The following is a 13,222-nucleotide window of genomic DNA, read 5'->3' on the forward strand; positions in this document are numbered from 1 at the left end:
TAAGTGACATTTATATAAATGTCTAAAAATATATTTAAGCAAGAGACGCTACCTTTCCTTACTTTGATCAGTAATGAAAGTTCCCTCTCCTTTTAGGATGAGGAACATTGTTCCGCAAGGGGAGAGGTAATTCCCCTCATCCTCTTGCGGAGTTTACTCCTCATCCCTGAGGGAGAAGGAACTTTCAATATAAATCTAATTGTACTTAGATATTTATATAGTATAGATCTTAAGGATTATCGTGATTACTTCATCTCTTTCAATTTACGTGCTGCTTCTTCTGCAAAGTAAGTCCAGATCCCATCTGCACCTGCACGGCGGAAACACATGAGTGATTCCATGATCACGCTGTCAGATAACCAACCATTTTGAATCGCCGCTGACAACATTGCATATTCACCACTGACTTGATACACAAATGTTGGTACACCAAAAGTGTCTTTGACTTCACGGACTACATCCAAATAAGGCATACCAGGTTTTATAATCACCATATCTGCACCTTCTTGAATGTCGAGTGCGATTTCATGTAGTGCTTCAGCGCGGTTGCCGACATCCATTTGGTAATTGTATTTATTACCACCTTTAAGGTTGGAAGAAGAACCAACTGCATCACGGAAAGGTCCATAGAAGCTAGATGCATATTTAGCTGAATAAGCCATGATATTGGTATAGATATGACCATTGCTTTCTAGAGCTTGGCGAATCGCACCAATACGACCATCCATCATATCACTTGGTGCAACCACATCTGCACCCGCTTCAGCATGGCTGAGTGCTTGTTTAATGAGGCATTGTACAGTTTCATCATTCAGCACATAGCCTGTTTCATCAATGATGCCATCTTGACCATGTGTGGTATATGGGTCGAGTGCGCCGTCAGTGATGAGTACCATTTCTGGCAATTCTTTTTTCAACAGACGTAGTGTATTTTGCACTAAACCATCTTCATGCCAAGCGGCTTCAGCCGTTAAACTTTTGTCTTCTTGTGGTGTAACAGGGAATAACGCTAATTTAGATACACCCAGTTCAAGTAATGTTTCTGCTTTTTTCAACAATAAATCAGCAGACAAACGTTGCACGTTTGGCATACTTGGTACATCTTGAGTTTGGTTTTGCCCAGGAAGTACAAATACTGGATAAATGAGATGATCTGCTGTGAGTTGAGTTTCACGAACCATTGCTCTTAACTTGTCGTTTTTACGAATACGACGCATACGAGTGGCTGGGAAAGCAGGACGATTGAACGTATAAGTCATAACAATCTCGATTTTCAGTATTAAACTAGGCACATATTGTAGCCCTTTCATATATTTTTTGGGGAAAAGCTACATTTTTTTCTCAATATTGGTTTCGAAATTCTTATGAGTGATTCTCCTAAAACTGATTCTGCACCAAGCGAATCACAAAAAAAGTGGACTGGTAATTTACATTTAGGCGCAAAGGCTGATCTAAATGTGGTGCTTAATCAGCTCACCAAAGCCTTTAATGGTTCGCCGTATTTTTCACACAACAGTATGCAAATGCGTGTGGTGGATAATGAAATTGAAGGCTATATTGAAATGAAACCTTTCCTGATTGGAAATGTTGCTTTTCAAATCTTACATGGTGGTGTTGCTGCCACTTTACTCGACAGTATTGGTGGAATTGTGGCAATGGGTGAGTTGTATAAACGTGCCGAACCAGATCAATTACCTGATACGTTGAAAAAAGTTTCGCGTTTGGCAACCGTGGATATGCGTGTTGATTATCTTGCACCTGGTCGTGGTGAGTATTTTATTGCCAAAGCTGAAACGCTGAGAATGGGGCGTAAAGGTTGTACGATGCGTATGACCATGGTGAATAATGAAGGTAAGGCAATTGCAACTGCGATCGCGTCTTATGCCTATTGATCAAGTTGACAAAGTGTACCCTTAAGTACACTTTGTATAATTTATGTCAATAGAAGTCACTAAATTGAGCATTTTGGTGACTTATTTTTTGAGTAAAATAATATTAAAATCAATAACATTATTCTAAAATATAGAGATAAACTCTAGAGTTATATTTTTATTCTCATCATGTGATTTTTACCTGTAAAATTATCCATCACAATTTTTATAAATTGACTGAATCATCACATCAAATGTATGCCTGATTCTCACTAAGCAAATATTCAGCTTAGTGGCACAGACTGTACCGATGTTTTGACCCATTTAAAGTAAGCCAGGAAGATGCGATGACTGACGCGCCCACTACGAATGCCTCTCCAAATGATGAGCTTGAAGCTCAAGCGGATTTGCAGGCTAAACAAAAACGTAAAAAAATGCTGAAGATTTTTGCCTTTATCGTTATTACTATCGCAATACTCTATGCCATTTGGGCTTTAGTTTTTGGTAATATCGTAGAAACTGACAATGCTTATGTGGGTGCTGAAACAGCTGCGGTTACATCCATGGTCAGTGGTCAGGTTGAAAAAGTATTGGTCAGTGATACGCAACAAGTGAAAAAGGGCGATGTGCTTGCAATTATTGATAATCGTGATGCGAAAATTGCCCTTGCACAAGCTGAAGCGCAATTGGCAAAAGCCAAACGTCAATATACTCAAAGTTCAGCCAATAGCAGTTCTTTGTCTTCTCAAATTTTGATTAGTAGCGACGACATTAACAGTGCCAAAGCACAAGTGGCGCAAGCTGAAGTAGCTTATACCCAAGCGCAACAAGAATTTGCACGTCGTCAGCAGTTGAATGCGACAGGTGCAATTTCAAAAGAAGAATTTAGCAAAGCACAAAGTGCTTTAGACAATGCTAAAGCCAGCGTGAATGTTGCAAAAGCAGTGTTGGCACAAACGGAGTCTAAGCGCAAAGCGGCACAAAGTAATTTAGATGCCAATGAAGCCTTAATTCGAGGTACTTCACAAAGTTCGACACCCGATGTTTTGGCGGCTCAAGCCGTTGTCGATCAAGCGCTTTTAGATTTACAACGTACTGAAATTAAAGCACCTCTAGATGGTGTGATTGCAGGTCGTAGTATTCAAATCGGACAACGTGTTGCTGCGGGTTCAAGTCTGATGAAAATTGTTCCGATTTCAGAACTTTATGTCGATGCGAATTTTAAAGAAAGTCAGTTGAAAGATGTCAAAGTTGGACAAAAAGCGACATTAACTTCTGATCTTTATGGCAAAAAAGTTGAGTATCACGGAACTGTGATTGGTTTCTCTGGTGGTACAGGTTCAGCTTTTGCTTTAATTCCTGCACAGAATGCAACAGGGAACTGGATCAAAGTGGTTCAACGTCTTCCTGTACGTATCAAACTTGATCCTAAAGAGCTTGCTGAACATCCATTACGTGTTGGTTTGTCAATGAATGCAGAGGTTGATACCTCAACAGCGAAGTAATCGCTTATGAATACAGCAACTTTTTCAGGTGAGCTTAAAGGCGGGCGTTTACTTTTAGCAGCATTTTTTTTAGCGCTCGCCAATTTTATGGTCGTACTCGATATGACCATTGCCAATGTCTCTGTACCACATATTACAGGGAGTTTGGCGGTTTCAAGTTCTCAAGGGACTTGGGTCATTACCTCCTATGCAGTAGCAGAAGCAATCTGTGTACCTCTGACAGGATGGTTAGCAGGGCGTTTTGGTGCGGTTCGGGTATTTACCATTAGCTTGATTGGTTTTACGACATTTTCCATTCTATGTGGTTTATCCAATAGCCTCGCCATGCTCGTGATTTGTCGTATTGGGCAGGGGCTATTTGGTGGTCCAATCATGCCACTCAGCCAAACTTTATTGATGCGTATTTTCCCACCTGAAAAGCATTCGCAAGCGATGGGCATGTGGGCGATGACCACTGTAGTTGGTCCAATTTTAGGACCAATTCTTGGGGGGACAATCAGTGATAATTTCTCATGGCATTGGATTTTCTTCATTAACATACCAGTAGGTGTATTGTGTGCTGTGGGTGTGATGCGTTTGATGAAAACTGCTGAAACGCCGATTGCTAAACTTCCAATTGATACCATTGGTTTAACTTTGCTGATCGTGTGGATTGGTGCACTTCAGTTAATGCTCGATTTGGGGCATGAGCGTGATTGGTTTAGTAGTACGTTTATTTGTATTCTCGCCGTGATTTTGGTGGTTGGATTTATTGCTTTCTTCATTTGGGAATATTATGAAAAGCATCCAATCGTGAATATCCAGATTTTCCGATACCGTGGCTTTACTATTGCGACGATTTCTCTGGCTTTTGCCTTTGCAGCATTCTTTGGCAGTATTGTCCTAATTCCTCAATGGTTGCAGTTGAATTTGGGTTATACCGCTTCTTGGGCAGGTTATCTGACGGCGACGATGGGTTTTGGTAGTTTGATGATGTCGCCGATTGTGGCAAAACTCGCAACAAAATATGATCCGAGGGCATTGTCCAGTTTTGGTCTGATAATCTTGGGCGGTGTGACCTTGATGCGTTCATTCTGGACCAGTGATGCTGATTTTATGGCATTGGCTTTACCACAGATTATTCAAGGTTTTGCTGTACCGTTCTTCTTTATCCCATTGTCAAATATCGCTTTGGGAGTGGTTCGACCTGATGAAGTGGCTTCGGCAGCAGGTTTGATGAACTTTATGCGAACTATGGCAGGGGCGATTGGTGCTTCGATTGCAGTCACAATCTGGGATGATCATACCAAGCTTGCGCGAAGTGAAATTGCTTCGACTATGCATGTTGAAGATACTCAAACTCAATTAATCAACAATGGTTTTAGCTCCGATACTGCATTGGGGGTGATTTCCAATTTGGTCGATAAAGAGGCTTTAACGCTTTCAGTCAATCATGTGTTTTTAATCTTTGCGATGATTTTTATCTTTGCTGGATTGATTATTTGGTTGTGTCCTAAACCGACCAATAGTGTGGGGCCAGGTGCTGCGCATTAAGTTGAATGTTTTATTGAAAGCCTACTGAAAAGTGGGCTTTTTTGTTTGGAGTACTTCTTTTGTTGAGTATGTTTTATGATCTATTTTGATGGTTAAAATTGTTATTAAGAATAATTAAATAATTGATTTTTATTCTTAAATTTTGATATATCTCGTATAAATGAATATAATTTATAAATTAATATTCTATCAAGAGTAAATAACCTCGTGGCTGAACTGATTCCTCCCAGTATACAACAACTAAAGTCTGCATCGAGTGGGGAACGTAAGGTTTATCAATTGCTTGAAACTATTTTTCAGCATGATAATGCTATCATTTGGCATGAGCCTAAAGCTTTAAACCGCTATACCGATTTTATTGTATGGTTGCCTGAGCATGGTTTGCTGGTGATCGAAGTCAAAGACTGGTCAAAAGAACGCTTTGAAACCTTAAATCCCGAAATGTTTACAGGGCGTTTTTATAATAAAAATAATACAAAGGCAGTTCCTGTACAAAACCCTGAGCAGCAGGTGCGTAAGTGCATGCTGAATATTCTGAATCAATTTAAAAAGACCGCGGTATTTTTACAGCAAAATGGACCTTATCAGGGCAATGTCAAATTTCCGATCAGCAGTTGTGTCATTTATACCGAACTGAAAGAACAGGATGCCCATGAAATAGGCTTAAGCCTGCCTTCAATTACAACGGCACATAAAACCATTTATAAAGATGACTTACGCCTGGTTGCTGAAAATAAAACGTTTAAAAATAAATTGATTGCAGCATTTAAAGACGTCGCATTTCCTTTTGAAGCACTGAGCTATGTAGAAGAAAAATTTCTACGTTATATGATTTTTCCTGAAATTCGGGTCAATGAATTTAAACAGGATGAACTGTTTGCTGTCGAGCCACAGGAGGTCAAAGCACTTGATTTATCTCAGGAGTCGATTGCAAAAAATATTGGTGATGGACACCGTATTTTAAAAGGTGTGGCTGGCAGTGGAAAAACACTGGTGCTGGCTTGCCGTGCTAAATATTTAAAAACGATTTATCCCGAATATAAAATTTTAGTGGTCTGTTATAACAACTCACTGTGTAATCATTTACGGCACATGTTTGGTGATGATTTTAATGAAAAACTTGAAGTCAGAAACTTTCATGGTCTAGTCAAGCAGATCACATCTGCAAATCTGTCCATGCTTAAAAATGAAAAGCAGACAGACTATAACAGCCGTGTCGGGCAGATATTGCTGGATCATCTGGAACAAAACGGTTTGGCTGAAACTGAAAAGTACGATGCCATTCTGATTGATGAAGGGCAGGATTTTGCTCAGGAATGGATTATTGGTTTATCTCAGTTGGTAAAGGCCGAAACCAATAATATTCTGTTCTGCTACGATCCTGCACAGAATATTTTTAACCGTAAAAAACCAAGCTGGCGTTCTGTTGGTTTACAGGTGCAGGGGAAAAAGCCCGTTGAACTGTATAAATGTTACCGCAATACCAAAGAGATTCTGGATATTGCAAAAGCATTTTTAAACCCTAAAGCTATGGATAGTTTGCAGAACAGTGATGAATATGACCGTGTTTTAGACCCTGATACAGGCGAGTGTAAAACAGGAGAATATCCAAGTATTTATCATGAAAATGATGTGCGCCACTTGGCTGATCTGATTGCCCGAAAAATTCGTCAGTTACTTAAATCAGATACAGCACCAAAAGATATTGCGGTGTTGCAGGCAAAGTCTGCTGAATACGATATTTTTGTGATGGAACTGAAGTCCAGACTCAGTGCATATACGCCTGATACTGAGGTTGAATTGGTTTTTAGTAGTGCTGAAAAGAAAGCGCTGGATCTGAATAAAAATTCAATCAAGATCATGAATGTTGAATCTTCTAAAGGACTGGAGTTTCCGCATGTGTTTTTTGTGGGACTGGATTATATGCCACGTATCGGTGAAAACCGTGACATGGATTCTGAGAGGAAACTGGCTTATGTGGGCATGACCCGTGCGCAGAATAAACTGTTTATTTTGGGTTGTGAAAATAAAGGCTTCCTTGCCGATGTAAAAACGATTTATGAACAAACGGCTCCTCAGATCGAGGTTGTAGAAAGCTCAGTTGAAGTGAGTATTGAAAAAGCTGAAGAACAGGTTTCAGTTTCAAATACTGAAACAGCAGATGATTCGATGATTGGGCAGAAATGGACTGAAGATGAAGAAGTCCGTTTGATTGATGCTTTTATGGATGAAAAGTTGTCGATTAGGGAAATTGCAAAGCGGCATAATCGTAAAGAGGGTGGGATTCGGGCGAGGTTAAAGAAATTACGGTTGGTGGATTGATTTAAGGTAGTCGTTTATTAAAGACAAATAGAAAAGAAGTCTGATTGAAAAGTAGATGAATAAGCACCTCTCCCTAGCCCTCACTTGCGCTGAGTTTTAAAGCAATGCTTTAAAACACGCTCAGGAGAGGGAATATCCATTATTAAATTTATGCTGATATTTAATTGGTAATGAAAGCTCCCTTTTCCTATGGGAGTATGTTTAGCGTATTAGTTGATTTTGAAGGTTTGGTATGAGTTAGTGTTCAAGCAGTAGAATAATGTAGTCAAGTAAGTTTATTTAATTAAAACTAGAAAAAATGCTTAAAATATAGGATTATACAAAAAAAAGAGGACCTAAAATGCTAAAAGTTCATCTGTATGTCCTTTCGTTGGCTCTATTATTTGTCTTTTTTATAATTCTCAATATTAAAGTCCCATTTTGTTTGACTGAGGGATGTAATTTTATTGGATTTAAAAAATTGGCAAATGACAACGTAATTTCAATTATTAGTATCTTTGTGGTTCTGTGGAGTGTTTATGGATATCAGAGTTTTAAGTATGCAATAAAAGGTGCGTCAGAAATACCTTTTAAAATTAAAAAAATTGAAAGTGCTAATTATGAACATTTAACATTTTTAGCGACTTATGTCATTCCGCTAATTAGCTTTGATTTTAGTAAGGAAAGACAGATTATTGTACTTTTGCTATTACTAATAATTATGGGAATTATTTATATAAAAACAGATTTGTTTTATGCAAACCCTTCTTTAGCTTTATTGGGTTTTCATATATATAAGGCTGATGGTGAGTTTAAACCTAGTATAGGGACTAGAGAAAATATAATTTTGATAACACGTGCACAGCTTATTGCGGAAACACGTGTTAAATATATAAAACTAGATGATCGTATATTTTACGTACAAAAGGCAGATTAAAAATGTTAATTGATGATTTAAAAGAAAACTTGAAAAAGTTTGTAGACAATCCAGATGATTCTGTTGCTTGTGTGTATGGGGTTTTACAGGATGGTGATGTTTTTAATATCAAGAAACTGGATATCGCTTCAACTGATCAACCTGCAATACGTGATTTATATTTAAAAAGTACACAAGATTTATTGATTAGTAAAACTGATTTATCTTTGATTAAGTTATCATCGTGTGATGATCGTAGAGAAGCAATTTATGAATATGATTTAGAATTGCCAATAAATCTAAATTTTTTAAAGGATTTAAAACTGGATGATAGTTTTTCCAAATTTAATTTTGATTCAGATGACCTTTCTAAAATGAGAGGACTAATTATAGAGATAGGCAATGAAACCGAAACCTATATGATTTATAAGTCTTTTCCACTAATTCATTTGTTTGGTAGAGGCTCATTATATTTTGGTTTGAAAAAAGCAGAAGAAAGATTTGAGAGAATTGATCAAAGTTTCTTAAGATTGACGACAGGATTTCAATTATTAATTTATCAAGATACTTTATATGTAGTCGATCTAAGCTTTTTAGAAAAATCAGCAAGTTTTAAAGGATTAATCAAAGCAGAAGCCGAAAAGGGCATAGCGGCGATAGCGAGTTTAGGACTTCTAGATTCTATTGAGCCTTTAAAAGATATGATCGAAGATTTAGCATTCTCAAGAAAGTTAACAAAAGTTATTAATGATTCACCTGTTATTAAAGCAGGTATTAGCAATGCACAGATTATTGACTTCATTAAAGGGCATAGTATTTTGAGTAAAAAAATAAAAATTTCTGCCGATGAGACAAAAATTGAGCTAAATACGAAAGTATCAAAAAATGAATTTTTAAGAGTTTTATTAGATGATCATTTATATTCAGTTTTGACTTCTAAGTTATATGTTGCTCGTGCTAAAGATGATGCAGCATAAGTAATATTTAATCTCTCCCAACCTCCCTTTCTTGCATTTAATTTACAGTGATGCTTTAAATTTTGTTTAGGGAGGAGCTGTCACGTAATTCATTGGATACGCGCAGTTCCCCTCTTTTTCAAAGAGGGGTTAGGGGAGATTTAAAGAATTACTGAACCGAATCATCCAAATTAGGCGCTAACCAACGTTTCGCCTCATCCATTGTCCAACCCTTACGCTTCGCATAATCCTCAAGCTGATCCTGAGCAATTTTCCCCACGTTAAAGTATTCAGACTGCGGATTTGCATAATAGAAACCACTGACAGATGACGGTGGCCACATTGCAAAACTTGTAGTGAGTTGAGTACCAATCTTATCGGTAGAACCTAACCAGTCAAACAAAGACGCTTTTTCAGAATGCTCAGGACACGCAGGGTAACCAGGCGCAGGACGAATCCCGACATACTTCTCTTTGATCAATTCTTCATTGCTTAAACTTTCAGAAGCTTGATTACCCCAGAACTCTTTACGGATACGCTCATGCAAATGTTCCGCAAACGCCTCAGCAAAACGGTCACCTAAAGATTGTGCAAGAATCGCAGAATAATCATCGCCTTTGGCTTTGTATTCATGCGCCATTTCCTCCGCACCAAAGATCGACACGGTGAAACCACCTAACCAGTCTTCCGCTTGATCTTTAGTTGCCACAAAGTCAGCCAAAGACAAGTTTGGTTTGCCTGTGACTTTGTCAGACTGCTGACGGATATGATGGAATGTATGTGTCACCGATTGACCATCTTCCGTATAAACTTCAACAGAATCCGCCGCAGAACGGTTGGCAGGGTAGATGCCAAACACAGCACGAGCATCAAAGCGTTTATTTTCAATAATGTCTTTCAACATTTCCTGCGCTTGATTGTATAAATCAGTTGCAGCTTCACCAACGACTTCATCCGTCAGAATTTTCGGGAATTTGCCTGCCAGACTCCAGGAAATAAAGAATGGCGTCCAGTCAAAATATTCCACCAATGTTTCAAGTGGATAATTGGTAATGGTTTGCGTACCAATGAAGTTTGGCTTCACAGGTTTATTGGCTGCAAAGTCAATTTTCAAACCATTTTCAATCGATTCTGCATACGTCAGTTTGGCAGCTTTTGGCTGTTTGTTGGCAATACGTTCACGGACTTTTTCATATTCCGCACGAGTTTCTTCAACAAACTTCGGCTTCATTTCTTTAGAAAGTAAAGTCGTTGCCACACCCACAGCACGTGATGCATCGGCTACATAGATCACCGCATCATTTGAATATTGTGGGTCAATTTTTACAGCGGTATGCGCTTTAGAAGTTGTCGCACCACCAATTAATAATGGCACATGGAAACCTTTACGCTGCATTTCTTTGGCAACAAAGACCATCTCATCCAAAGATGGCGTAATCAAACCTGACAAGCCGATAATATCGACATTTTCATCAATCGCAGTCTGTAAAATTTTCTCAGCAGGCACCATCACACCAAGGTCAATGATGTCATAACCATTACAGCCTAAAACCACGCCCACGATATTTTTACCAATATCGTGTACATCGCCTTTTACGGTTGCCATCAGGACTTTACCTTTAGACTGACCGCCAGATTTTTCAGCTTCAATAAATGGGTTCAGCCAAGCCACAGCTTGCTTCATCACACGGGCAGATTTCACGACTTGTGGGAGGAACATTTTGCCTGAACCGAACAGGTCACCAACCACGTTCATACCGTCCATCAATGGACCTTCGATCACATCAAGCGGACGAGCTGATTTTAAACGGGCTTCTTCAGTGTCTTCATCAATAAAAGTGGTAATACCTTTAACCAAAGCATGTTCAAGACGTTTTTCGACAGGAAGCTCACGCCATTCCAGATTTTCGACCTGTTTTTGCGCTGCACCTTGACCACGATATTTTTCAGCAACTTCCAAAAGCTTTTCAGTTGCATCATGTTGGCTTTCACCCTGATTTTGATTCAGAATCACATCTTCAACCGCAGCTTTTAACTCAGGGTCAATATCATCGTAAATCGCCATCTGACCCGCATTTACGATCCCCATGGTCATGCCTTGTTTGATGGCATGATAAAGGAATACAGAGTGAATCGCTTCACGGACAGGCTCATTACCACGGAATGAGAAAGATACGTTTGACACACCGCCTGAAATCATTGCATGTGGCAGGTTTTGTTTAATCCAGCCTGTTGCTTCAATAAAATCAACCGCATAGTTGTTGTGTTCTTCAATCCCTGTTGCAACAGCAAACACGTTTGGATCGAAAATAATATCTTCAGCAGGGAAGCCAACATCATTCACCAACACATCATAAGAACGCTTACAGATTTCACGCTTACGTGCTGCGGTATCTGCCTGACCTGTTTCATCAAATGCCATGACGATAATCGCCGCACCGTATTGGCGACATAAACGTGCTTTTTGTACAAACTCGTCATAACCTTCTTTAAGGGAAATCGAGTTCACTACAGGTTTACCCTGAACGCATTTCAAACCAGCTTCAATGATTTCCCATTTTGATGAGTCAATCATGATTGGCACTTTAGAAATTTCAGGTTCAGACGCAACCAGATTAAGGAAATGTACCATCGCACCTTGCGAATCGAGCATCCCTTCATCCATGTTAATGTCAATCACCTGTGCGCCTGCAACCACTTGTTGCAATGCCACATCTAAAGCTTCAGCAAAGTTTTCTTCACGGATTAAGCGTAAGAATTTCTTCGAACCTGTGACGTTAGTACGTTCACCGACATTCACAAATAATGAATCAGCGGTAATGTTAAACGGTTCTAAACCACTTAGACGACATGCAGGCTTGGTTTCAGGCACTTGGCGAGGTTTGATGTCTTTGACTGCATTGTAAATAGCACGGATGTGATCAGGTGTGGTACCACAGCAACCACCCGTAATATTGATCAGACCGCTTTCTGCAAATTCTTTTAAGAATGCTGCTGTTTCTTCAGGAGTTTCATCATAACCACCGAAAGCATTCGGTAAGCCTGCGTTTGGATGCGCTGAAACAAAGGTATCCGCAACATCGGAAATGGTTTTTACGTGTGGACGCATAGCATCTGCACCAAGCGCACAGTTAAAACCAATCGACAATAAATCACCGTGACGGACTGAGTTCCAGAATGCTTCCGCAGTTTGACCTGTGAGGGTACGACCAGAAGCATCGGTAATCGTGCCTGAAATCATCAATGGCAATTCATAACCAAGCTGATTAAACACTTCTTTAACAGCAAAAATTGCCGCTTTACAGTTCAACGTATCGAATACAGTTTCGATCAGGAGAATGTCCGCACCACCTTCAATCAGGGCATGTGCAGCTTCAATATAGTTTTCTTTTAACTCATCAAAAGTAATATTACGGAACGCAGGGTCATTTACATTTGGAGAAATCGAACAGGTGCGTGATGTAGGACCAAGCACACCAGCAACAAAACGTGGTTTATCAGGTGTTGAGTATTTTTCACAGGCCGCTTTGGCGATACGTGCTGCTTCAAAGTTGATTTCATGGACATATTCTTCCATGTGATAATCTGACATTGAAACTTTTGTACCATTGAAAGAGTTGGTTTCAATGATATCTGCACCAGCATCTAGGTAGGCTTCATGAATGCCTTGGATAATGTGTGGCTGAGTCAGCACCAGAAGGTCATTGTTGCCTTTAAGGTCAGATGCCCAGTCGGCAAAACGTTCACCACGATAGTCGGCTTCTTCTAATTTATGGCGTTGAATCATGGTACCCATCGCACCATCAATAATCAGGATGCGTTGGGCGAGAAGCGCTTTTAAGGTGGCAAGTGTCGACATTCAAAACTCTCAGCTGGCTTTTTTAAACGTGCAATATAGTAGCAGAATGTTAGGTATCAAGGTACAAGTCTTTATTTTTGGATACGATTGTTAAAGTATGTTAAACAGATTTTAAATTAGTTTAATTTTTGATTAAAAATTACACAAAATAAACAAATTAATTAAAAAATAATAACTATATGTTTTATTAATCATTTTGTTTTTATTTTATGTTTTAATGCTCTCTCTTGATATTATTATGTGTTGTTTTTTATATTTAAAATGTAAATATGATAATTAAA

The 13,222-nt window shown here is 39.0% G+C and carries 8 protein-coding genes; 6 read left to right on the forward strand and 2 right to left on the reverse strand.

Going from position 1 to position 13,222, the window contains the following annotated elements:
• Positions 1–245: 245 nt before the first annotated feature.
• Entirely contained in the window at positions 246–1,259 is a 1,014-nt protein-coding gene (gene hemB / locus EXE09_RS04300; RefSeq protein WP_165382034.1) for a porphobilinogen synthase, read from the reverse strand.
• A gap of 105 nt (positions 1,260–1,364) precedes the next feature.
• Here hemB and EXE09_RS04305 point away from each other — a divergent pair, with 105 nt between their 5' ends.
• From EXE09_RS04305 to kwaB, 6 genes are all read left to right on the forward strand, one after another.
• Positions 1,365–1,892 carry a thioesterase family protein gene (locus tag EXE09_RS04305; protein ID WP_068975842.1) on the forward strand — a complete coding sequence of 176 codons (528 nt, stop codon included), beginning with the start codon at positions 1,365–1,367 and terminating at the stop codon, positions 1,890–1,892.
• Between the two features lie 326 nt (positions 1,893–2,218).
• Positions 2,219–3,376, forward strand: coding sequence for an HlyD family efflux transporter periplasmic adaptor subunit (locus EXE09_RS04310; protein WP_130116458.1), 1,158 nt, complete (start codon positions 2,219–2,221; stop codon positions 3,374–3,376).
• Between the two features lie 6 nt (positions 3,377–3,382).
• Positions 3,383–4,909, forward strand: coding sequence for a DHA2 family efflux MFS transporter permease subunit (locus EXE09_RS04315; protein ID WP_130116459.1), 1,527 nt, complete (start codon positions 3,383–3,385; stop codon positions 4,907–4,909).
• 207 nt (positions 4,910–5,116) lie between these two features.
• Positions 5,117–7,231, forward strand: coding sequence for a 3'-5' exonuclease (locus EXE09_RS04320; RefSeq protein ID WP_130116460.1), 2,115 nt, complete (start codon positions 5,117–5,119; stop codon positions 7,229–7,231).
• A gap of 340 nt (positions 7,232–7,571) precedes the next feature.
• Positions 7,572–8,147, forward strand: a complete 576-nt coding sequence (gene kwaA, locus EXE09_RS04325) for an anti-phage protein KwaA (RefSeq protein WP_130116461.1) — start codon at positions 7,572–7,574, stop codon at positions 8,145–8,147.
• Between the two features lie 2 nt (positions 8,148–8,149).
• Positions 8,150–9,103, forward strand: coding sequence for an anti-phage protein KwaB (gene kwaB, locus EXE09_RS04330; RefSeq protein ID WP_130116462.1), 954 nt, complete (start codon positions 8,150–8,152; stop codon positions 9,101–9,103).
• A 148-nt stretch (positions 9,104–9,251) separates the two neighbouring features.
• Here the strand turns inward: kwaB and metH are convergent, their stop codons facing one another.
• On the reverse strand, positions 9,252–12,941 hold the full coding sequence (gene metH, locus EXE09_RS04335; RefSeq protein WP_130116463.1) for a methionine synthase: 3,690 nt from the start codon (positions 12,939–12,941) through the stop codon (positions 9,252–9,254).
• Between the last annotated feature and the right edge of the window lie 281 nt (positions 12,942–13,222).

This window comes from Acinetobacter sp. WCHAc060025 (assembly GCF_004209355.1).
GTDB lineage: Bacteria > Pseudomonadota > Gammaproteobacteria > Pseudomonadales > Moraxellaceae > Acinetobacter > Acinetobacter wuhouensis.

Coding starts and splice junctions, on each gene's coding strand:
- hemB (WP_165382034.1), bottom strand. CDS start 1,259: ATGACTTATACGTTCAATCGTCCTGCTTTCCCAGCCACTCGTATGCGT.
- EXE09_RS04305 (WP_068975842.1), top strand. CDS start 1,365: ATGAGTGATTCTCCTAAAACTGATTCTGCACCAAGCGAATCACAAAAA.
- EXE09_RS04310 (WP_130116458.1), top strand. CDS start 2,219: ATGACTGACGCGCCCACTACGAATGCCTCTCCAAATGATGAGCTTGAA.
- EXE09_RS04315 (WP_130116459.1), top strand. CDS start 3,383: ATGAATACAGCAACTTTTTCAGGTGAGCTTAAAGGCGGGCGTTTACTT.
- kwaA (WP_130116461.1), top strand. CDS start 7,572: ATGCTAAAAGTTCATCTGTATGTCCTTTCGTTGGCTCTATTATTTGTC.
- kwaB (WP_130116462.1), top strand. CDS start 8,150: ATGTTAATTGATGATTTAAAAGAAAACTTGAAAAAGTTTGTAGACAAT.
- metH (WP_130116463.1), bottom strand. CDS start 12,941: ATGTCGACACTTGCCACCTTAAAAGCGCTTCTCGCCCAACGCATCCTG.